The sequence below is a fragment of the Sphingomonas sp. CL5.1 genome (assembly GCF_013344685.1).
GTDB lineage: Bacteria > Pseudomonadota > Alphaproteobacteria > Sphingomonadales > Sphingomonadaceae > Sphingomonas.
This window is the reverse complement of sequence record NZ_CP050137.1, coordinates 1812676-1834469: the sequence shown is the minus strand read 5'-3', so window position 1 is coordinate 1834469 and position 21794 is coordinate 1812676. Positions and strand designations below refer to the sequence as shown.

Genomic DNA, 21794 nt, shown 5'->3' with positions numbered 1-21794 from the left:
GCAAACGCCGCGCAGCCCATTTTTCAGAACCTACAATTTTACGCCAACTTCCAAAGCAATTGAACGTGGTGCGTCCGGGAATTTCAAGGCGCGGGCAACGGGGGTAAGGCTCGCCGGCAATACAAAGACGCTTGACACGGTGTGAACGTCGGACAAATTCCTGCCGATCAGCGCGATATGCCAGTTCTCGCTGGTGGGAGCGAATTGCACGCGCAGATCGTACTTGATGTACCCCTTCTGGTATCCGTATTTCGGATCCTGCGTGTCCGCGTCATAAAAACCCGTTCGGCCGGCGCCCCCACCCGTCACATCGACCTTATAGTCGGCGAGATCGAACCGAGCGTGCGCCTGCACCGACCCGGTCCATTTCGAGGAGTAAGTCGGGCTGTAGCCGGCGAGATTGTTAGTTGCCGGAACGCACGTCGACGGCTGGGTCGCAAGGCAGGCCGCACCGGGATAATCACCATATTTGATATCGAGATAGGCGCCATTGGCCGAGATATCGAAATTGCGGATCGGACGCACCGTCAACGATCCCTCGACCCCCTTTGCGGTCGCGCTGGCGGCATTGCTGATCAGGAAGGCTGAGATCGATGGCGAATAGACCGACACCTGCAGGTTCTTGAACCGCGTGTGATAGGCCGAAATGCTACCGACGACCGCGTGATTGAGCGCCGCGAATTTCAGCCCAGCCTCATAGTTTTCGGATTGCTCCGGAAGGAACGCGAAGGTGGCGCTGGTGGCGCCGTTGGTGTTGCTCGCGAAACCGCCAGACTTCGATCCGCGACCGTAGGTTGCATAGGCCATCACATCGGGCGCGAGATCAACCTGGATCGTGGCGGACGGATCGATGTGATTCTCGTCGATTTTGCCCACCGCGCTTGATGTAGCCCCAGTTGGCGAGCGAAAAATATCGCCCAGGAAGGAGGCGTCTTTATGCGTATTGGTATAGCGCAAGCTTCCGATGATCCGAACGATCGAGGCGGGGTGGATAGTAACTTGCCCAAAAACCGATTTCGTATCGCTGTTTTGCGCAAATTGAGTGTGGATGATCTTTTGATACCCAGGAAGATTATAATAGGTTGTGCCATTGAGCGAATATTTCCCGGTATCAAAATAAGCTCCAACGACATATTCTATAGTTCGACCTGTCGGCGACAGCAGTCGAACTTCCTGCGAGAATTGATTAGATCGTTCTGGATACGAATTTTCAATCGTGGTCGGAACGATCGTGCCTGACGGCGTATTCTGATCGAAGAGATTGGTCACGCGGCCACTGTACCACGAATAGCCGGTGACGCTGGTGAGTGTGAATTCGCCGAAATGTACGTTGGCGGTGTTCGACAGCAATACCGACTGGTTCGTCCACCCGTCAGGCCCGAGCGGACTGGATTGCGTATAGCGAACATACGCCGGATCCTGTTGCACGTTTAGCGGCGATGAGACGGTCAGACCGCCAGGACGGTTGATATTGCCATATTCGGCCTTCAGCGTGGTATCGAAGGAATTGGATGGTTCCCAGCGCGCGGTTGCGCGGAACATCTGCATCTCGTCACGGCGATCCCACGCCCCGGTGCCAAGATTGTGAACATAACCGTCCTGATCCTGCAGACGAAGGGCGAAACGGACACTCAGCGTGTCGGTGACCGGCCCGGATACGTAGCCGTCGAGCAGATATCCCTTCTGGTCGAAATTATAGGTGCCGGTCAGCCCAGCAGACATCTCTTTGGTGGGATTGGCCGACACGACGCTGATCGCCCCCGCGGCAGTGTTCTTGCCGAACAACGCGCCCTGCGGCCCGCGCAACACCTCAACGCGCTCCACATCGAAGAAAGGCGCGGGCGCCTGGCGCTGCTTGCCGGCGTAAATCCCGTCCATATAAAGACTGACAGATGGATCGAAGGCGAAGTTGCTGGAGGCTGAGCCGAAGCCGCGAATATAGATGGCGTCGTTACCATTGGCACGCTGGATCGCCACGTTTGGCACCGAATTGACGATCGATTTCATATCGGTCGCCTGGAATTCAGCCAACTTCTCGCTGCCGATGACAGTCATCGAGATCGGCACTTTTTGCACGCTTTGCGCACGCTTGGTGGCGGTGACGATAATCTCCGGCGCAGCGGCGTTTTCCGGAGGCGCGGCGCTCTGGGCATTCGCGATCTGCTGCGCGTTCGCGGGTGTGGAGGCGGCTGTCAGTGCAATCGCCGCAGCGCCGATCTTCAACGCCCAGTACGTCCTGTCAGTCATTGCACACTCTCCGCTTTATCAATTTTCTGATGAATTTTTCTGGATCGAGGCACCGAATCGGGTGGTATCGAGGTTAATTATATTCTTAGATAGCTAACCTTGCACATTCGGGAAATATGTCAATTATTTTTCCAAAATATGAATAAGCAGATGGGCGGAACGGGCGATATGGCGTGTGACAGTCGACGCAAAGGCTTGTGTCTCGGTTCGTACTGAAACACAGCGAGGCATCGTGAAATCCGAACCCATCGCTTGTGAGGCGTCCAGATGAGCAACCCGCGTCTGATGATGAGGCTTTTGACGGCTGTCTATTGGTTCGATGAGGGGTTGCAGGCGGCATTAAAAGAGGCTGGCGTACCCAATGTCACCCGGGCGCAATCGCTGCTGATCGCGAACATTTCTTCCGGGGTGAATCGCGCATCCAGAATCGCGAAAAACCTCGGGGTTACGCCACAAGCAGTGGGGCAAATGCTCAATGAGCTGCAAGCTCGAGGCGTGGTGGAGATTGTGCCTGACCCAGCGGATGCCCGGGCGCGAATTGTGCGGCTCGTCGGCCCGGCGGATCGAAGCTTCCGGGCGGCAGCCAGGACACTCGACTATCTGGAACTCGAACTGGCCCAACGCATCGGGATGGCGCATTACAACGCCTTGCGGGATGCTCTGAACAAGGATTGGGGGAATCCGCCCAAGGCTCCTGCCACCTTGCAACTTGAGGACGGAGAGGGCGAAGACGTCGTATCGGCGCCCCAGTAAAATAGGAAAGATTATTTATTAAATTGACTCCCGAATCATCATCGCGGATGATCGCTGTGATCAAGAATTGGGAGTCGAGAGCTATGGGTCTCGTTGCTATTGCGCGGGAAGTAGAAACCCTTGCCGATCGTCGCATCCCCAAGGGGGACGATTGGCTCACGCGCGAAGAACTTGAGGCGCTGACCCCCGAAGAGTTGGTTCGTCGCACCACCGCGCTGAAGCCGCTTATCGCCGGTCACGCGCTTGAGTGCGAGCAGTCGCGCAAACCTGTCGATGCGGTTTGGGATGCCATTCGGAAAACAGGCTGCTTCTATCATTTCGTGCCCAAGCGATATGGCGGGCTGGAATTCGGCGTCGATACATTCATCGATGCGATGCTGCCGATCGCCGAAGCGTGTGGCTCGACCGGCTGGGTAACCGCGTTCTGCGTGGAGCATAATTGGATGTTCGCGCAATTTTCCGAACAATTTCAGAAGGAAACCTTCGGCGGCGATTTTCCCTATATGATTGCGCCAGGAGCGACCAACCCACCCGGTGTCGCCCAGCCCGTGGCCGATGGATATCTCCTGTCGGGGCAATGGAAGTGGGGCACCGGCATCATGAACGCTGACTGGGTGATGGTCGTCGGAGTCGATTTGGAGGTGAGTCCGCCCAAGCCGCTTTTGCTGGCCCTGCCGGCAAGCGAGGTGGATGTGATCGACACCTGGTACGTCGACGGCATGATCGGCACCGGTAGCAACGACATTCGTTGCGAGCAGGTTTTCGTCCCGGCGCATCGCGTGATAGAAATGGCGGAAATGCGTAGTGCCACCGGGCCGGGATCGACGCTGCATGCGCACAATCCGGTTTACCGGATGCCCATGGCGCCATTCCAGGCCGTGACAGCGGCGATCGGCGCGGTGGGCGTCGCGCGATCAGCGATCGGACATTTCAAGGAACGCATCGGCGTCAGAACGCTGGTCGGCACCACGATCAAGCAGGATGAGAAGCCGGCGGCGCATATGCGCCTCGGCGAGGCAAGCGCAAAGGTTGCCACCGCCGAAATGATTCTACGCGACACAGCGCGCCGCAACGTTGCACTGGCGGCGCGCTCAAATCCGGTCTGCGATGAAGACCGTATCGCGCTTAGAGCGCAGGTAGCGCTGGCGATGAACCTTTGCCAAAGCGCCATTCGCCTCATTGCCGAAGGGGCGGGTTCCAGCGCGCACATGCTCAACAATCCGATTCAACGTGCGCTTCGTGACGTCAACGTGATGGCCAGCCATATTGTCTATGATTTTGACGGCGCAAATGAACTTCTCGGCCGCGCGCTGATCGGGCTGGAGCCCAATAGCTATATCTTTTGATATTTGGGGCTCTCCCCTTCGCCGCCCTGCGAATCGGCGTCATTGTTGGACGCCGGTCAGCAGGGATAGCTCCGCAAAAATCAATGACCGTCAGGGCTGCAATCGGAATCCGATTGTCATCTCCTATGTTGACTGAGCGCATCGTGCGTCGCCGCAGCCCCTTGCCAGAATTGAGCGGCATCGGGCGCGACGCTTCATTTTCATACGGCAGCTATCCTTGGATCTCACAGACGGCATGTGAGCGACCTGTACTGGCTGACGGACGACCGAGTGCTGGACCTTCTCGAGAGTCCGCCCGCTCCCAACAGCAAGTTGCGGGCCGCAGCCGCTGCCCTGTCCCATTCCTGATGACCCTTCCAGAATGGCACGAGGAGCCGGTCGCGAAATCGCACTACCGGAAGAACTTCGATTGTGGCGACTCCAGCCTGAACACGTTCCTCGCCAGGCACGCGCGGCAAAATCACGAGACGGGCGGCGCCAAGACATTCTGCGCGATCGACAATCTTCATCCGAACCGGGTGCTGGGGTTCTACAGCCTCGCGCCGGCCTCGATCGGCTATGGCCGCATTCCGGCAATTGTATCCAAGGTCCGGCCGCGCCATGACGTCGAAGGCTTCCTGCTTGCCCGGCTCGCCACGGACAAGGATCTGCACGGGCATGGTCTCGGTGGGCAGCTCCTGCTTGCGGCTGGCCGGCGGTGCCTGCGGGTCGCGGCAGAAGCGGGAGGAGTTGTCCTGATCATCGATGCGAAGGGCGATCAGGCCGCGGCCTGGTACGAAAGCTGCCGAGACCGCGCGCCGGATCTCCTTCATCAACGCGCTCTCCGGCGAAGCGCGCAGCACCGCCATCACCCAGCTCGCGCATTCCACTGGCCGCAACGAGGCGCAGGTCGAGCGGGCCCTGGCGCGATACAATGCGGCGACGTCTGTCGGCACAGCGGACGGGGCGACGGCCGAAGCCGCGCGCGAGGGCACCAGCGTCTATGGGCGGACGCGCGAGGCGGCGGGCTACGACTTCGCGGAGCGGTCGGGGAAGCTCGACGCCCAGCGCGAGGTCGGCACCAGCGGGACGCGCTCGGCAGCGCGGATCGGCGAACAGCGCCGGCAGTCCGAGAACTTCGGGTTTGCCGAGGGCGCGTCGGCCGCCGGCGTGTCGACACGCGGGGCGGCGCGGCTCGACAGCTTCATCCAGGCGCTGAGCCGGACAGCCGGCAACCAGGTCGACATGTCGGAAGGAGGCTCGGCTGGGATCGCCGATCGCGCGCGCAACGAACGGATCACCGGCATCGTCGCGAAGGAACGGCTGACCCGGATGCAGGGCCTGCTGCGCAGCCACGGCATCACCATGTCGAAGCGGGACCTGGCGCTGGCGCAGAATGGCGACCTCGGCCTGAATCTGACACCCGCGCAGGCCGAGCAGTTCCACAGCGCCGGGTTCATCAACGAGAGCCAGTTCGGGGCGCTCGCCAATGGCGGGCACGCGCGCCTCAGCTTCGCCGACAATGACCTGCTGGTGTCGAGCAGCGCAAACTTCCAGCAATCGGCGCGCAGCGATACCAGCACGCGGTTCGAGGCCGGCAAGCAGGCCGGCCCGGACACGATCGAGCATTTCCTCGGTGGTGGCGCCGAAGGTCACCGCCAGATGGAGAACTGGCTGCGGGGCGGCTTCGAGATGGATCGTAACGGCAATTGGCGGCTGAAACCCCAGGTCGCCGATACGCTCCAACGCGATGTGCAGGCGATCATGATCCAGTCCGGCTGGAGCCGCTCGATTACGCGAGGTGCTGGTCATCAAATGACGCAAGGAACGGAGGTCGGCGGCCATATCTCCGGGGGGAAATCACGCGGATCTCGGGCACCTGCAACCGCCGATGCGGCCGAGACCCCGGCGGGGTACAGTGGAAGTTCCGCGGTACAGATTGGGGTGAGCAGCACTGATATGGGGAATATATCCACAAACGTGTCTGCAACGATGGATATCGTCAATTATGACGTGCGCGAAGCAATCGCCCGTGCGGAACGCGTGTCATCAAAATCTCATGACCCCGCCCGAGCATTTTCCACCGAACTTAGCCGTCAGATTCTCGGGCCCGATGGCCTTAGGAACCGCTACCTTCAACAATCCTCCTCTGGACGCGGCATCAGCGATTGGTCAGCGCCTATCACTAGTATTGAGCAACGAGCGATTCTGGCGACGGGCCGCCACACCGATGATAGTGACCATGGTTTCTGGGATGGCGATGCCGAGTTCAAGAAACGCTAGCCGCTATTGAAGGTTGCTCGGGTTCGCGGGGTTTAGGGGCGACCTAACATCCATCGGGTCCGACATATAGGAAAGATGGGTCGGTCGGTGAAAACCAATCCGGGGCCCGCCATAGAGGCATTCGATAGGGTCGTCCTCCTCCGTCATGCCTGAATAGCCGGAATCCCAAGGAAAAAGCGCCTTGTCACGGCGCCACGCCCAGGCCAGTCGGTAGCCGAGAACCGGCACGATGAAGAACGGGTGAAACGCCATCGTCACCCAGAATTGCCATCCGCCTTCAGGGTCAAAGGGCATTTCGATCAAACGCCACGAATGCAGGACCACGCCGATCCAGACCAGCGCGGCACTGGCCCACCAAAGCTTCACCCACCGCGGACGCCAGAAATAGTCCGAGAGGTGGATTTCGGGTTCTTCGCGCTCCGTCGCCGGGCGGATCGGGTCGTGACGAGATTCCGACATAGTGGTGCTTTCCGGCTCAATCCTAGCACAATTAGCGGAGAACGAAATTCCCACTTTCCTCGCCACCTCCCCCTCCACCGGACTTTTTCCGCAATTCTTGCGGGATCGGCATCTCACCAATTGAAATGGACCACAAGATAGTCCACATTTCGCTCGATGCGCATCGCCAAGCTCCGAGGTCACAGAATGCAGATTTCCGTCTCCGACGCCAAAGGGCAGCTCACCGAGCTCGTCCGGCGCGCAGAGTCCGGCGACGAGATCATCCTTACCCGTCACGGCCAGGCCGCGGTGCGCCTGGTGCCTGTGAGATCGCCCGTGACCCGGGAATCGCGCCGGAGGCTCCTCGAAACCCTGCGCGCAGCGGCCGCAGGCAAGGTGACGGCTGGCCCAGACGCCGCGAGGAGCCAGGATTTCCTCTATGGCGAGGAGGGCTTGCCTGAATGATCGCCATCGACACCTCGGCGATCATGGCGATTTTGATGAACGAGTCCGAGGCGGATTCCTGTATCGCCGTCATCGAAGCGGAAGATGAGATCGTCATCTCTTCCGGCACGCTCGCGGAGACGTTGATCGTCGCCGGCCGTCGGAATGTCGGCGAGGAAGCGGCGCTGCTGCTTGACGGCCTCGGCCTCGATGTGGCGCCAGTGACCCCTGGCTCGGCGAAACGAACGGCGGACGCTTATGGTCGCTGGGGCAAGGGCGTCCATCCGGCCGGGCTCAATTTCGGCGATTGTTTCGCCTACGAAATCGCCATGGACCGCGATTGCCCGCTACTCTTCGTGGGTGAGGATTTCTCGAAAACGGATGTCGGGGATGCGCGCGCCGGCGGCAGCGTGGGCTAACAAGAACGCTCGATGAAGACCGAACTCGACCACCTCCCGGCAGCCAAGCAGCGCGAGTTGCAGCGCGTCGTCCAGATCCTGTTCGAGGAATTCGAGGACGCGAATGGCCAGGCCACCGGCAATCGCCGCATGGGCAGGATCCTGAAGGTCATCCTGTACGGTTCGTATGCGCGCGGCGGCTGGGTGGACGAACCGCACACGGCGAAAGGTTATCAGTCCGACTTCGACCTGCTGGTGATCGTCAACCAGAAGGAGTTGACCGACCGCGTTGCCTATTGGGAACGCGCCGAGGAGCGGTTAACATGCGAACGCGCGATCACGGGCACGCTCAAGACGCCGGTCAATTTCATTGTCCATTCGCTCCAGGAAGTGAACGACGGCCTCGCCCACGGCCGCTATTTCTTCATGGACGTGGCTCGCGACGGCATCGCGCTTTACCAGGCTGACGACAGCGAACTTTTGACACCGAAACCTAAGACGCCCGAACAGGCGCTGGCGTTGGCGATCGAATATTTTGAGGAGTGGTTTCCGCTCGCAACAAGCTCACAGAAAATCTTTTTGTTCTGCATATCGCAGGGCGAGTATCGAGATGCCGCATTCAACCTCCATCAGGCGACGGAAAGGCTTTATCACTGCGTCCTGCTGGTGATGACCTTCTACACCCCGCACGTGCACAACCTCGCCTTCCTCCGCACCCAGGCGGAACGCGCCGCCCCTCGCCTGTTCCACGCCTGGCCCCGCGCAAACCGGCAGGAACGCGCGCGCTTCGAGAAGCTGAAGGACGCCTATGTGAAGGCACGCTACTCGAGACATTACCGGATCAGCGAAGAGGAGCTGCGCTGGCTCGCCGAGCAGATCGAGGAATTGGGACGCCTGGTACATTCGACATGCACGGACCGCATCGAGGAATTGCGGCGAGCTGTCTGAAAGCACCACGCGCCCTGTTTCGCATGAAGCCTCACAGCCGGGCGGGAAGACCCCCGCCGAGATCGCCGGCCAACATGTCTGGGTGCATGCCCCCAGACATGTTGGCATCACTTCAACCAACCATCAGCAAGGAGCCTTTTAGAAACTCCAGCTCGAGGGCCTGACGGCCAACGAGGCGCTCGAGCGCGGCGATGCGTACCTCATATTCCTGGACAAGGTCGGCGGCTCGCGCGTCCTCATCCAGCCCGCCGGCTTCGTACTTCTCGACCCAAACGCGGATCAGGTTGCGCGAAATGTCGTGGCGCTTCGCCAAACCGTGTAGCGTCTCCCCGCCGAGCAACTCCTGCGCGACCTGGCGCTTGAACTCGACGCTGGGGGATCGGTGTGTCCGCATCGGCTATCCTCCAAAAGCCCGACCACCCGGTCAATCCCGCTCAGCCATCCTGTCCGCCCCAAGGGGCCCACTCCAATCGAGGGTCAATATCCCGTGCCGATTGACATTCGTGCAGGCCAAGTTCTCCTTTTGCGGCTATTACCGCCTCGTAACATTATAAAGCTGAATCATTGATATTATAACAATTGGAATGAGGGCAACTAAGCTAATCGTTAATCTCTTTTCTGGAGGAGCTTCGACCCAGTTCGCTACCCACAATGTTATCACTAGGTAGGCCGCCTGCAACAGAAAAAATACGCGGTGAAGGGAAACCTTCCTTCTAGCTTTTGCCTCGGTTAAATGTTCCGATCCGGATGTTGTGAGCAAGACCTGTGGTGCCCAATAAACACCCGAAGATAACACAAAAAATATAAGTAGAGTCTCTAACATCAACGGCCCCTCAATTACAAAGAGTGATTGGCGCAACTGAGCCTGCGCGGGTGCCATACACCTCAGGAGCTAAGCGTTCCGGCGTCGCCAACATCCGAGCCGTTCCCGAGAGCCTGCCTGCGTTGATCGCGCCGCTGACACCCTTGGGAACCGCCAGACCAACTCCGACACCGAGCGCAGTAGCAGCGGCGCCCCGCTTGTTGCCGTCGAAATACTGGGCGGTTGCTTGCACCGCTCCCGCCCCGGCTGAGACGAGGCCAAGAAAGCCGGCAACGGGAATGAAGCCAAGACCAACTCCAGTTTCGGAGGTCGCGACGCCAAGGCCGAGGGACACCAGAGCTCCGTAACCCGTCGCGTCCGAAACCCGTCCTGCAATATCCGCAACATCACCTAGCGAAGAGCGAGGACGCTCACAGTTGCGCTTATCATTCTGCAGCTGCTGATTTGGCGCTGTATCCGTGCCACCCTCACCTGGATTTCCATTTTCACCATCATAGAGCCAAGAAGGAAATCCTCCACTCAACCAACTACTGCCATCCAATCCATCATCTTGATACCAGCAATTTAGAGGGCTGCCGTCATCTATACCCGAGCAGACATACCTCGACTGAGTCCCAGTGGAATCAACGTTGTTCACCGGATCGGCTTTGGTATAATTATACCAGTTGAGTCCGTCGGCGTAGCCGATGGGATCGGTCTGCATGAACCGGCCGAGGGTGGGCGAGTACATGCGCGCCTTATAGTAATAGAGGCCGATTTCGGGAATATAGGTTTGGCCGGTATACTGGAACCGTCCGACATTGCCGCCAGCCGGGATGCCGTATTCGTCATAGCGGTTGATCGTCGTCGCAGCGCCGGTCAGGATCGTGAGGTTGGCAATCGGAAAGTGTCGAGAAACCCGGTTATATCAACGCCATCGCCGAGAGTGCCTTATATTGAGTAAGTCCTGCTGCCATGCCGCAAGATAACAGATTCGTAGTCCTCGCTATCATCGGCCACCGTAACAACGCCACCCCCATCAAATGTTAGGAAGAAGGTAGATTGATCTCCTATCGTTACTTTTTTTACCGCCTTCCCTATGTACTTTCCATCGAATGATACAACACTTTCTAATAAATCCTTATTTTCCACGGAAAACCTATCGATAGACATGATAGTCATAGAGCAATTGTTATCAAAATTCATAACAACATCGTTAAGCCCAAGACCAACTTGGATAAGATCTCTCCCAATCAAAAAGACGGGAACGTTATTTTCGGATATCTTATACATGTAGCCCCATCAGTAAGCCGGCGTTGGGTTGCAAATCCCAACGGCGAAACAGAGTATACCTAGTACGCTTAGATTTGTAGGTATAGAATAATTCCTAGGCGTATTTGCCGGCAATGGGACATGGGTCTGAGCACGAGCTTGAGCGCGAGTCACGTTTGCCGGCGGTTTTCCTGTAGACGGATCAACAGGTTGCCCTAATTCGTTCGTCTGAACCCAGTATCCATTTGGATACTGCTCCGTAGGAGGCATGACCCTTATGCGCCCAGGCGGTAAATTTGCAGGTGGAAACCTTGGCGAATTCGTCGGAGGTAGAAAGTTTGGCGTGGGTTTTGGGCCAGCTCCAATTGCAGTCACTACAATATCTGGCCCGATCTCATCATCTTTCTGAGCCTCTTTTTGAGGCGGTTTGTCATTTTTATGTTCTTCAACGAGTTTTTGTACATCTAGATTTGTTTTCAGTCCATATTCAACTCTCGAGACGAAAATTGGAAGTAAAAAATTGTATCCATTATCCATGCCGAATGTACTAGGGCTGTTTGCGGTTACAACTACATCCGGAATTCCTTCCAATCCGCTCGGATCGCTCCTATTGACGGGATCTCCACCGACGTAATTATACCAGTTGATGCCGTCGGCGTAGCCGATGGGATCGGTCTGCATGAACCGGCCGAGGGTAGGCGAGTACATGCGGGCCCTGGAATATTGGAATCCAAGCTCCGGAAGCCAGATCTGTCCGGTGTACTGGAACCGCCCGCTATTGCCGCTCGCGGGAATGCCATATTCGTCATATTTGTTCACCGCGACCGCGTTACCAGCGTCATCGGTGATCCTGACGATCGAGCCACGTTCATCGGCGTCGAGCCAGGTGCGGCTGCCGGTACCAGCGCCACTATAGACGACGATCGGCTCATCCACGCCGGCACCGTGCACGTACCGTTCGCGATCACGCCGCCTTGATGCTCGGTCACCAGCCTGCTGCCATCCCAGTCCCATGCCAGGCCCGATTGCGTCACCTGATCGATCCGGCCCGCAGGATCATAATAGATATAGGTGCCGTTCGCGCCGGATAGCTGGTTCTTGCTGTTGTAGAGATAGGCGGAGCCACCTGCCGAGGTCACGTTGCCGCGACCGTCGTAAGTCGGGGTCACGCTTCCCGAAGCAGTATATTGGTTGAGGCCGTTGACGGTATAGGGGCGATCGACGTTCGCCGCCCCGGTCCATGCGAAACCGTCGTTCGAGGTCGTACGCGAACTGATCTGCCCCGCCGGGTTGAATCCGAACGTCATCGCATTCGGCTGGGATGCGCCGTTGAGGTTAAGCGCGGTCAGGCGGGAGACCCCGTCATAGCCGTAGCTCGTCGACGTGCCATTGCCGAGCGTCCGCGAAACGCGACGCCCGAGGTCGTCGTAGCCGTAACTGGCGAGCAGGAACCCGCCATTCTCACGGATCGCCGTCATGTTGCCAGTGGTATCATATTCATAGGTGACGAAGAAGCCGTCATCCCAGGTCAGGCGGGTCCGGCGGCCGGCGACATCATACTGGCTCGAAAGCGTCGCCCAGGCCCCGCTTTCGCTCGTTCCGCGTCCCAGCGCGTCATAGCTGTATCCCGTCTTATGGCCATTGACGTCCTGCGCCAGCGTCAAACGGCCAAGAAGGTCGTAGCCATAGGCGACATTCGAATCCGAGACATCGACCGGATTGCCGAAGGTCATCGACGTGCGGCGATTGAGCGCATCATAGCCGAACCCGATCGACTTGCCGTCCCGGAGCCGCCGGCTCGTCACATTGCCGTTCGCGTCATAGCCAAGCTGCTCATAGTCTCCCGGCGTGCTCGCGCATGCCGCGCTCGTCGTCACCTGGAAGCACGTCCGCGACAGACGGTCGAACCCGTCATAGGCGTATGAGGTCACATTGCCGTTGGCATCGGCGACCGTCGCCTGATTGCCGTTGCTGGTATAACTCACGGTTACGTCGTCGGAAGCCTCCGCCGTGCCATAGGCGGTGGTCACCTTCGTCTGGCGATCGGCATTGTCGTAGCTGATTTTGGTGACGCGATCAGGCCCGGCGCTGCCCGTCGCCTGCAATGTACACGCGGAAGCGGGCAATGATCCCCACGCGGCGCTGTTCATCCGCGTCGCCGTGCAGTCGAGACGTTGATGATCGTAGCTGTTCTGGCTGACCGCATAGACCGTGCCGCCAGCGCTCACCGTCTGGCTGAGCGGTCGATCCACGCCGTCATAGGTGGTCGCGACCTGCCGGGATGGTGTGAATGCCGTCCAGGCCGGATCGCTCGCGTCGGTCACCGTGCCGAGTTCGGCAAGGACCACCCGGCCCTTGGCATCATATGTGTTGCGGAGCGCTTTCCGCTTGAGCGATCCCGCGCCATCGGGATCCGGGGCGATCACTCCCACGACCTCGCGATCGGCATTGTAGCGATAATAGGCGGTGTCTCCGGTACCGGAGAGCGGGCCATCGACGCTGGTGACGTTGCCGACATTGTCATAGCCAAGCGTCGTGGTCGCCACCACCGAGCCGTCGCCAGCCTGTCTGGTGACCGTCGTCGGCAAGCCATTCGCATTATAGCCCAGACTCGTCTTCGACTCGCTGACCGACCCGACACACGTTGCGGCGTTCGAGCAGGTCGAGGTGCTGGAGAGCAGTTGCGCGCCGTTGACGGTGGTATAGCTATAGGTCGCGGTAGGCCGCGCGCCACCCGGGGTTGCCGCCGGAGCCTCCGCCTTCAGGATGTTCCCGGTTACCAGATCATAAGTATAATCCGTTTGATTGCCGCTCGCGTCCTTCGTCCAGTTCGGCTTGTTGCACTTCGCCGCGCTGGAACAGGTCGCATCATAGCCCGCCGTGCTCACCGCGTCGGCCAAACCCGAACCCGCTTTGGCTACCTGCCGCAGTTCCGTGACATTGCCACGGCCGTCGTAGGTATATTGGGTGTAATTACCCTCAGGTGCGATATTTTTGGTAAGTCGACCCGCGCTGTCGTATTGTCGTGTCAGCACCTTGCCCGTTGCATCGGTGCGCGAGGTCATTTGCGAAATGTTCATGTTGAAAACATATGTCGCGACATGCCCCAGCGGATCGGTCACCGTCGTGGTGCGCGTCGATCCGCTGTCAGCATAACTGTAGCTTGTCGTCCCCGCCGCGTTGGTCAGACTCGTCACTCTTGATGATGTATCGTAAGTTAGTGTGACATCTTCGCTTGCACTTCCGGGTCGCTTTACCCCCAAAATCTCCTGTTTAGTGCTCATTCTATAAGCGGTTGTGTGCCCACCTGCATCCGTCGCAGTTATGGATGTCGCCGTCTGAGGATATGGTGAGTATGAATAGTTTGCCGATGGTCCCGCGCTTCCTGTTTTTGTATTTACCGACGTCACCCCGGATATAGCACGACCGGCCCATTCTACTGGAATAGTTGTAATGGGATATACGTATTGTATATTCAAACGATATCCGTCAGAATTTTCCACCGAAGTGACTCTTGAATATTTAGTGGTTAGCGGATATCCGGCATAATATATTACGAATGTTGCCAATTCGTATGTTATATTTATAACAGATCCATCTGGATTTGTTATTTTACTCGCCGGAGCGTATAAATCTCCAGCAACTTTATCAAATATTATTGAAGTCCCATCAGACGCTGTGTATGTATAATTTGTTGCACCGGCGGCTATAGTTGAGCCATCTTGCTGATCCGATATATAAATAGACCCAGATAACGTATATGTCTTTTTCGAATCATTCAAATATAATATGATCGAATTTCCGCCGCTCGCCAATGTCATATCAAACGATGATTGCCACGAAAGACCGCCTCTCCAATACATGATATTTGACAATGTTGCGTGTCCTGCACCGATAGCTACATCCACACCAGACAATTGCAGAGTTCCGCTGGCAAGATCGACGTTATTGGTATCTATGGTCGATCGAAGCAATGGCGCTGGAAGGGTCGACTGGGCAAGCGCGGGAGCAGCCAGACTCGAGCACAATGCCGATGATACAATGAACAGCGCGCGGCGCGCACGTACGCGCCCGGTTTGAGCGTACTCAGCCATTTCCCCATCCCCTGCCTGTAAAAGTCAATTTAAGTTTGTGTCAACACTTCTTCAGGGCGCGCCGGTCACCTTCACGCGGGTACGATTATCCGTCTTGTCATGGGTGTATTCGGTCGTCACCCCATTATTGACAGTGCCGGAATGCACCACCTTGGCCACACGGCCTTTGGCGTCGTAAGTATAGGTAATCGCTTCTGTTGCTAGCAACGCAGTTGCGCCCGCAATTGCGAGTAGGCCTGCCCCGGCAATGACCGCCACCTTCAACTGCATCATGCCCCCTCCTGCGAGTCGTTGGATGGTAAGTGCAGCACAGTAACGATCATCCCACAACCATTTAATGTTTGTCCTCAAACGAGATGATTATCTCTATTTAGCTAGCGTTCTAATATACAGCTTTACCGCTTCCGGCACTCACAGCTATGCTCAGGGACCGAACTCGATCACTCCCGGCGGCCAAGCAGCGCGAACTGCGGCGCGTCGTCCAGATCCTGTTCGAGGAATTCGAGGACGCGAGCGGTCAGGCAACAGCCGGCTGGGTCGGGTACTGAAGGTTGTCCTCTACGGGTCCTATGCGCGCGGCGGCTGGGTCGATGAGCCGCATACAGCAAAAGGTTACCAGTCCGATTTCGACCTGCTGGTGATCGTCAACCAGAAGGAACTGACCGACCGCGTCGCCTATGGGGAACGCGCCGAGGAGCGCCTGACACGAGAGCGCGCGATCACCGGCACCCTCAGGACGCCGGTCAATTTCATTGTCCATTCGCTGCAGGAGGTGAACGACGGCCTCGCCCATGGCCGCTATTTCTTCATGGACGTGGCTCGCGACGGCATCGCGCTTTACCAGGCCGACGACAGCGAACTCTTGACGCCGAAACCAAAGACGCCCGAACAGGCGCTCGCGATGGTGGTTGAGTATTTCGAGGATTGGTTTCCCGGATCGATGAAGCGCTTCGATCTGGCTAAGATCGCGCTCGAAAAGGGTTACCTGAAGGACGCTGCGTTCGATCTACACCAGACGACCGAGCGCCTGTATCACTGCGTCCTGCTGGTGATGACCTTCTACACGCCGCACGTGCACAACCTCGCCTTCCTTCGCACCCAGGCGGAACGCGCCGCCCCTCGCCTGTTCCACGCCTGGCCCCGCGCAAATCGGCAGGAACGCGCGCGCTTCGAGAAGCTGAAGGATGCCTATGTGAAGGCACGCTACTCGAAACATTACCGGATCAGCGAAGAGGAGCTGAGTTGGCTCGCCGAGCAGATCGAGGAATTGGGACGCTTGGTCCACTCAATCTGCACGGAACGGATCGAGGCGCTGCGGAAAGCCGCCGACCGATAACGACCGATCAACCCGCATCAACGGGCGGCCAGCCGGACCTCCAGGCACTTGCAGGACAGCCTCGCCATCGATCGCAGGTGGTGACGGAGTAGAAATTTCTAGAAACTTTCATATATTGGAAGTATCACGAATTTCATGTCCACTCTTGCGCAACAGGTCGCGGAAGCGGGTCTGGCCGATCGCATCCTCAGCGAGCGTCAGCTCGGCAATCTGCTGGGCGGCGGCGATGCACGGCGTTACGGACTGGTCAACCGCGCGCTCAAGGATGGTTCCCTGCTTCGCGTGAAGCGCGGCACGTATATGCTGGGCAGGCGCTACCGCAGCGGAGCCGTCCATCCCTTCCCCGTCGCCCAGGCCCTTGTGCCGGGTAGCTATGTCTCCTTTGAAAGCGCACTGGCCCATCATGGCTGGATTCCCGAAGCGGTGTTCGCGACCGCGAGCGTGTCTCCTGGCCGCAAGACGCTGCGCTTTGAAACGCCGGACTTCGGCTCCTTCAGTTTCCACCCTCTCGCCATCGCGGAATATCATTTTCTAACCGGGGTCGATCGGGTGGAAATGGGCAAGCTCACGGCCTTTGTCGCACAGCCGCTGAGGGCCCTCCTGGATCTGGTCGCCCTGCGAAAGGAACAATGGGCAGGGATCGAGTGGCTTACCCAAGGCATGCGGATCGATGAGGAGAGCCTGCTGGAGCTCCATCGGCAGGATTTCGCCAAGCTGAAACCGGTCTATAAACACAAGGCGGTGAACACCTTCCTCACGGCGCTGGAGCGCGCTGTGAAAATCGCGAGGAACCGTGAAGACGGCCAGGAAGGTGACGTCCGCAAGTGATCGACATCATCCAGGAAAAACTGCGCCGGTACGAGGCCGCCAACGCGCTCGAAGAAGAGAACGCCGTCAAGGAGATCCTTCAGGAAATCGCGCTCTACGCCCTCTGGCGCGGGGACTTCTTCGACGTCGCGCTCTTTCAGGGCGGCACCTCCCTGCGCACCCTCCATGGGCTGCCGCGCTTCTCGGAAGATCTCGATTTCCTGCTGCGAACCCCTGACCTCGCCTTCGAATGGACGCCCTATCTCAAGACGCTGACCGCGGTATTCGGCCAGTTTGGGCTGAAGCTCGACGCACTGCCCAGGGTGAGGATGGATACGGCAATCCGCCAGGCGCTGATCAAGAACGATTCCATCGCGAACCAGCTCGATTTGTCGTTTGCCGGCGCCGGCAAACCGAAGACGATCCGGATCAAGCTCGAGATCGACGTCAATCCCCCCGCGGGTTCTGGTGCGGCATCGACCTATCTCGATTTCCCGGCGGACCACGAGATTCGGCACCAGGATCTGCCGTCCAATTTCGCGCTCAAGATTCATGCCCTGCTATGCCGGGGTTTTCTTAAGGGAAGAGACTGGTTCGATTTCTCCTGGTATGTCGCCAAAGGGGTTGCGCCCAACCTGCCGCTGCTGCGCACCGCCCTCATCCAGGCTGGTCCGTGGGCGGGCGCGGAATATCTCGCCGTCGATACGGCATGGCTGAATGAGGCGCTGGGAAGCACGATCGCGAAAATCGACTGGGAAGCTGCCGCCAACGACGTGCGGCGTTTCCTGCGCCCCGCAGAACTCAAATCACTCGATTTGTGGAGCCGGCGGTTCTTCCTCGCGAAACTGGACAAACTGCCACTGCCACCTCTTCACGGCTGACGATAGCCGATCGCGCGACGACGCCAGCGTCCGGGCGACGTGCCAATTGTGCGAACGAAGGTCCGGTTGAAGTGACTCTGATCGTAGAAGCCGCATGCGAGCGCGATCTCGGCCAGCGGCAATTCGCTCGACAGAAGGAGTTCCCGCGCTCGTTCGACACGCAGGAGGATGAGCCACTGATAGGGCGTCTTTCCGGTGGAATTGGCAAAGGCATCGATAAAGTGACTGCGCGAGACCCCTAGCAGTTCGGCGATCGTACCGACATCGAGAGGGTCCGAAAGGTGATCGCAGAGAAGCTTCTTGGCCGCTCGCTGCTGCCACGGAGAAAGTCCCGCGGTTGGTCGCCGCGGTCGTTCATCGTCGCGCGGCTCAAGGCAGAGGCAGCGCGCCACCAACGCGGCGTGCCGCGGACGGGCGGACGCGGGCGTTGACATTTCGCCCATCAGATTGTGCAGGCGCCGCCGTGGCGTGCGGATCATTGGACGTCTCCCGGATCGACGCGTCGCCCTGACGCCGGACCTCCGATGCGGACAGGTATCGATTCCGGTCCCGGATGAGCGGGCTGTCGCGTTCGGGTTCCGGCTCAGCGCCCTACAAGAGCGCGGACCATCAGAACGGACCGAACGAGGCGTCGAGCGAGGAATGGCGGGCGCACGACAAGAGTCAGTTCCTCGACGGGCGCGCCCGATCGGTAGCTTTCGGGCAAATGCCACACCCAGGCGGGATCGATCGAATAGCGCAGGAGGCGGCGCTGGTGACGCCAGGTTGCGGCCGCAAGGATGGCGAGCATGGCATAAGCCCATGCCGCTACGACAGTACCGTAGACCCAGGGAGCGATCTCGCCCCGAAATCCCGCGATATGCGAGAGAGCGACGCAACCCTGGAATGCCGCCATCCACGCCGGCCAGTAGCGGGTGGTGAAAAGCGAGAGAGCATAGAGCGCGCCGAAGGCGCCGAGATCGACCGCGAACATTGTCCACTCCACGCCGGTGAAGCGACTTGCGATCGGCTTTACGACCAGAAGGCTAAGCTCGAAGTCGGCAACCAGGATAGCCGCGCCGATCCGCTCCGGTGCGCCGCCGCGAACGAGCGCGTACACGCACGAGGCGGCATAGAACAGATTGAACACGATTATCCTGGTCATGCACTCCCATTTCCCTTTCCGACGGGGTGTTACCCGACCGCAGCGGTTGCCCCGTCCTGCGCCGCGAGCTCACCGAAGACGCGGAGCGGGATCTTGTCGCCGCCGGCGGTTTCCGGAATCCGCAGGTCCCGCCTGATACCATCGAGCTCGACGTGGCCGCCGGCCGCCTGTTCCATGGCCTGCGAGACGAAAGCAATCGACGCGACAAGGCGCCCGATCGCCTGCTGCCCTACGGTCTCGGAAACGCTCGCCTGCTCACGGGCTTCCGGAAGGAAGCCCAGCAGCTTGCTGCCGCTCGCGAGCGCACGACCGAGATCGCGCTCGAACGTGGTGAGATGCGCCTTGACCTCGCCGGCGAGGTGATGGCGCTGGATTTGAGCCTGCCGCTTTTCCACGAACGTCATGTTGGTTCCTTTCCCGGTCCATCCGGACTGCGTGACTGACCGACGTCAGCGGGAAAGCGCGATCACGAGCTGCGAGAGCTCCGAGGCTCCGGCAAGGATCGACCCGCCGCCGAACGCCACCACGCCCAGAAGGAGGATCGGCCAGACCAGCCGCCACCGCAGGTTGAGATCGTTCCACGGCCTCCCCCTGGAACCCAGCGGGACGACAGCGGCGATTCGACCCAGAACCGTCTTTTCCGCCGACGTATCGGCGAACCGGGACTGGCCGGGATCTGGCGGAGGCAGCGATCCCGATTCTGTCGTATCCAAATTTTTTGGGGGGTCTTCATGGGCGCGCAGCATCAGCGCCGCCGACAGGCTGTCGGTGGTGCCAAGCTTCCGGCGCGCCGATTTGAGATGCTCGTTCACGGTGTAGACCGAGAGCTGTGTTTCCCGGGCGATGTCCTTCGCCTTCATCGGATGGGCCAGAAGGCGCAGGCACTCCTTTTCACGGTCTGTAAGGGACGAAATGCTCATGGGCCCCGTTCACCACGACTATTGTTTACGCTGAACCGGCCCTCGCCGACAGCAACAAAATGACCAGCGGGACGCCGGAGATTATCACATTCTTTTCGACGCCGTGCCATCAGCGTGGTGTGCCGAAATATCGACCGGGGAGCGTAACGGGCGCTTCATTTCCGGGCCGATAAATCCGGCACTCACTCACCCCGCTGTCCCCGACCGATCCTGATCACGCATCGGAGCGCGCTTGATCCTGGGCGAGGACAAGGCCGGCCCGGAGTCGCATGCAACTACGTCATCGCCGTTCTCCTGCGATTGACCATTTAGAACTCGGTGGCACAGGTCGCGGCGGAGGGTCGGGTAGACGCGGCCGGTATCAGATAGTCCAAGGGAAAACCCCCACTGGACGCCCTTCTCGACCAGTCCGATAGTTCCTGGTCATGTAAATCCATGCTCCCGGCTCGCGAGGCTGACTGCGTGTCCGATCCAATCAGGACAGGATCGACGCATCGATCGAAGCGATATCGCGAACGCCAGTCAGCGCCATTGCGACACGCATTTCTCTTTCGACGAGAGCGAGCATCCGTGCGACGCCGCTCTCTCCGCCAGCGGCCAGCGCGAACAACCATAACCGGCCGAGCAGCACGCCATCCGCGCCAAGAGCCAGCAGGCGCACCACGTCCAGCCCGGAACGGACACCCGAATCGGCGAGGATCGGGATGCTCCCCTTCACCGCTTTTGTGATGGCAGGTAGTGCCGCGGCGCTCGACAACACGCCATCCAATTGCCGCCCGCCATGGTTGGACACGACGATCCCGTCCGCGCCGATGTCCACAGCGGCCCGGGCATCATCGGGGTCAAGGATACCCTTGATGATGAGCGGCCCATCCCATGCCGCGCGGATCCATTCCAGATCGCGCCATGCGATCGACGGATCGAAGTTCGCGCCGAGCCAGCCCATGTAATCGTTCATGCCGCTCGACCTGCCCAGCACCGGCGTCAGATTGCCGAGCTGATGCGGGCGGCCGCATATCCCCACATCCCAGGCCCAGCGCGGCCTGCCCATCGCCTGTAGCACCCGGCGCAGCGGCGCGTTCGGCCCCGACATCCCCGAATGCGCGTCGCGATAACGCGCGCCGGGAACCGGCATGTCGACCGTGAAGACCAAAGCTTCCGCGCGCTGCGCCTTTGCCGTCGCGATGAGGTCCCGCATGAAGGCGCGATCGCGGATGACGTAGAGCTGGAACCATAACGGCCCGTCCGTCGCAGCACGAATTTCGGTCAGCGAGCACAACCCGACGGTGGACAATGTGAACGGCAGACCGGCTCCCTTCGCCGCGCGCGCGGCCTGAACCTCACCGCGTCGCCGATACATGCCCGCGATCCCCACCGGGCCGAGCGCGACCGGCAGCGGCATCCGCCGGCCGAACAGCGTCGTCGTCAGGTCGATATCGGCAACGTCGCGCAGCACGCGCTGGCGCAACGCTATCGCCGCCAGATCAGCCACATTGCGCTTCAGCGTCGCTTCCGCATTGGCGCCGCCATCCGCATAATCGAAAAGGAAACGGGGCAGGCGCGCTTTGGCGGCCTCGCGGAAATCAGATGGGGACGAGATAATCACGGCTGACCGGCCTCAGGCTATTGCGCCACCCGTCAACGATCACACGAAATGTGCCGACGGCATAATGGGATTCACCGGAACACATAAAAAAACCTG

General features: G+C 59.3%; 21 protein-coding genes and 2 pseudogenes. 9 read left to right on the top strand and 14 right to left on the bottom strand.

Features of this window, described 5'->3' with window-relative positions:
- Positions 1-30: 30 nt before the first annotated feature.
- The gene (locus F9288_RS08975) at positions 31-2247 is read right to left on the bottom strand and encodes a TonB-dependent receptor (protein WP_174836297.1); all 2217 of its coding nucleotides are present in this window, start codon (positions 2245-2247) and stop codon (positions 31-33) included.
- A gap of 267 nt (positions 2248-2514) precedes the next feature.
- Here F9288_RS08975 and F9288_RS08970 point away from each other — a divergent pair, with 267 nt between their 5' ends.
- The gene (locus tag F9288_RS08970) at positions 2515-3000 is read left to right on the top strand and encodes a MarR family winged helix-turn-helix transcriptional regulator (RefSeq protein ID WP_174836296.1); all 486 of its coding nucleotides are present in this window, start codon (positions 2515-2517) and stop codon (positions 2998-3000) included.
- A gap of 47 nt (positions 3001-3047) precedes the next feature.
- Complete coding sequence (locus tag F9288_RS08965; RefSeq protein WP_174836295.1) at positions 3048-4346, top strand: hypothetical protein; 1299 nt, start codon at positions 3048-3050, stop codon at positions 4344-4346.
- Between the two features lie 224 nt (positions 4347-4570).
- Here F9288_RS08965 and F9288_RS08960 read toward each other — a convergent pair whose 3' ends face one another.
- The gene (locus F9288_RS08960; RefSeq protein ID WP_174836294.1) at positions 4571-5158 is read right to left on the bottom strand and encodes a hypothetical protein; all 588 of its coding nucleotides are present in this window, start codon (positions 5156-5158) and stop codon (positions 4571-4573) included.
- Between F9288_RS08960 and F9288_RS08955 the strand changes: the two are divergent.
- A pseudogene (locus F9288_RS08955) lies at positions 5133-6608 on the top strand (conjugal transfer protein TraG); the annotation flags it as partial. The gene F9288_RS08960 and the pseudogene F9288_RS08955 sit on opposite strands and share 26 nt — an antisense overlap.
- 3 nt (positions 6609-6611) lie before the next feature.
- Here F9288_RS08955 and F9288_RS08950 read toward each other — a convergent pair.
- Positions 6612-7133 (bottom strand): hypothetical protein, encoded by a 522-nt coding sequence (locus F9288_RS08950; protein ID WP_174836293.1) that lies wholly within the window; start codon positions 7131-7133, stop codon positions 6612-6614.
- A 120-nt stretch (positions 7134-7253) separates the two neighbouring features.
- On the opposite strand from F9288_RS08950, the gene F9288_RS08945 reads away from it, so the two are divergent.
- From F9288_RS08945 to F9288_RS08935, 3 genes are read left to right on the top strand one after another with little or no spacing between them, the layout of a single operon-like run.
- Positions 7254-7511: a type II toxin-antitoxin system Phd/YefM family antitoxin gene (locus tag F9288_RS08945; protein WP_174836292.1), complete on the top strand. Its 258-nt coding sequence runs from the start codon at positions 7254-7256 to the stop codon at positions 7509-7511.
- Positions 7508-7909 carry a type II toxin-antitoxin system VapC family toxin gene (locus F9288_RS08940; protein WP_174836291.1) on the top strand — a complete coding sequence of 134 codons (402 nt, stop codon included), beginning with the start codon at positions 7508-7510 and terminating at the stop codon, positions 7907-7909. The genes F9288_RS08945 and F9288_RS08940 overlap by 4 nt, the downstream gene beginning before the upstream one ends.
- A 12-nt stretch (positions 7910-7921) precedes the next feature.
- Positions 7922-8836, top strand: a complete 915-nt coding sequence (locus tag F9288_RS08935; protein WP_174836290.1) for a HEPN domain-containing protein — start codon at positions 7922-7924, stop codon at positions 8834-8836.
- A 112-nt stretch (positions 8837-8948) separates the two neighbouring features.
- Here the strand turns inward: F9288_RS08935 and F9288_RS08930 are convergent, their stop codons facing one another.
- The 6 genes from F9288_RS08930 to F9288_RS08910 all read right to left on the bottom strand — a co-directional run bounded on the left by F9288_RS08930 (position 8949) and on the right by F9288_RS08910 (position 15277).
- The gene (locus F9288_RS08930) at positions 8949-9230 is read right to left on the bottom strand and encodes a transposase (RefSeq protein ID WP_174836289.1); all 282 of its coding nucleotides are present in this window, start codon (positions 9228-9230) and stop codon (positions 8949-8951) included.
- Between the two features lie 439 nt (positions 9231-9669).
- Positions 9670-10500, bottom strand: a complete 831-nt coding sequence (locus F9288_RS08925; RefSeq protein WP_302675332.1) for an RHS repeat-associated core domain-containing protein — start codon at positions 10498-10500, stop codon at positions 9670-9672.
- Between the two features lie 89 nt (positions 10501-10589).
- Entirely contained in the window at positions 10590-10931 is a 342-nt protein-coding gene (locus F9288_RS08920) for a hypothetical protein (RefSeq protein WP_174836288.1), read from the bottom strand.
- Between the two features lie 9 nt (positions 10932-10940).
- Positions 10941-11729 (bottom strand): RHS repeat-associated core domain-containing protein, encoded by a 789-nt coding sequence (locus tag F9288_RS22125; protein ID WP_254621191.1) that lies wholly within the window; start codon positions 11727-11729, stop codon positions 10941-10943.
- A complete protein-coding gene (locus tag F9288_RS08915; RefSeq protein ID WP_174836287.1) occupies positions 11726-14107 on the bottom strand; it encodes an RHS repeat protein in 2382 nt (793 codons plus the stop codon). Before F9288_RS08915 ends, F9288_RS22125 begins: the two co-directional genes overlap by 4 nt.
- Positions 14108-15055: 948 nt before the next feature.
- Entirely contained in the window at positions 15056-15277 is a 222-nt protein-coding gene (locus tag F9288_RS08910) for a hypothetical protein (RefSeq protein WP_174834733.1), read from the bottom strand.
- A 146-nt stretch (positions 15278-15423) separates the two neighbouring features.
- Between F9288_RS08910 and F9288_RS08905 the strand changes: the two are divergent.
- The 3 genes and pseudogenes from F9288_RS08905 to F9288_RS08895 all read left to right on the top strand — a co-directional run bounded on the left by F9288_RS08905 (position 15424) and on the right by F9288_RS08895 (position 18028).
- Positions 15424-16340 (top strand): annotated as a pseudogene (locus F9288_RS08905) (HEPN domain-containing protein).
- Positions 16341-16475: 135 nt separating this feature from the next.
- Positions 16476-17168 (top strand): hypothetical protein, encoded by a 693-nt coding sequence (locus F9288_RS08900; RefSeq protein WP_174836286.1) that lies wholly within the window; start codon positions 16476-16478, stop codon positions 17166-17168.
- Positions 17165-18028: a nucleotidyl transferase AbiEii/AbiGii toxin family protein gene (locus tag F9288_RS08895; RefSeq protein ID WP_174836285.1), complete on the top strand. Its 864-nt coding sequence runs from the start codon at positions 17165-17167 to the stop codon at positions 18026-18028. Before F9288_RS08900 ends, F9288_RS08895 begins: the two co-directional genes overlap by 4 nt.
- Here the strand turns inward: F9288_RS08895 and F9288_RS08890 are convergent.
- From F9288_RS08890 to lldD, 5 genes are all read right to left on the bottom strand, one after another.
- A complete protein-coding gene (locus F9288_RS08890; RefSeq protein ID WP_217482609.1) occupies positions 18019-18507 on the bottom strand; it encodes an AraC family transcriptional regulator in 489 nt (162 codons plus the stop codon). The genes F9288_RS08895 and F9288_RS08890 overlap by 10 nt on opposite strands.
- A gap of 104 nt (positions 18508-18611) precedes the next feature.
- Positions 18612-19157 (bottom strand): hypothetical protein, encoded by a 546-nt coding sequence (locus F9288_RS08885; RefSeq protein ID WP_174836284.1) that lies wholly within the window; start codon positions 19155-19157, stop codon positions 18612-18614.
- A 44-nt stretch (positions 19158-19201) separates the two neighbouring features.
- Complete coding sequence (locus F9288_RS08880) at positions 19202-19576, bottom strand: hypothetical protein (protein WP_174836283.1); 375 nt, start codon at positions 19574-19576, stop codon at positions 19202-19204.
- A gap of 45 nt (positions 19577-19621) precedes the next feature.
- The gene (locus F9288_RS08875; protein WP_174836282.1) at positions 19622-20092 is read right to left on the bottom strand and encodes a helix-turn-helix transcriptional regulator; all 471 of its coding nucleotides are present in this window, start codon (positions 20090-20092) and stop codon (positions 19622-19624) included.
- Between the two features lie 475 nt (positions 20093-20567).
- On the bottom strand, positions 20568-21698 hold the full coding sequence (gene lldD / locus F9288_RS08870) for an FMN-dependent L-lactate dehydrogenase LldD (protein WP_174836281.1): 1131 nt from the start codon (positions 21696-21698) through the stop codon (positions 20568-20570).
- Positions 21699-21794 lie beyond the last annotated feature (96 nt).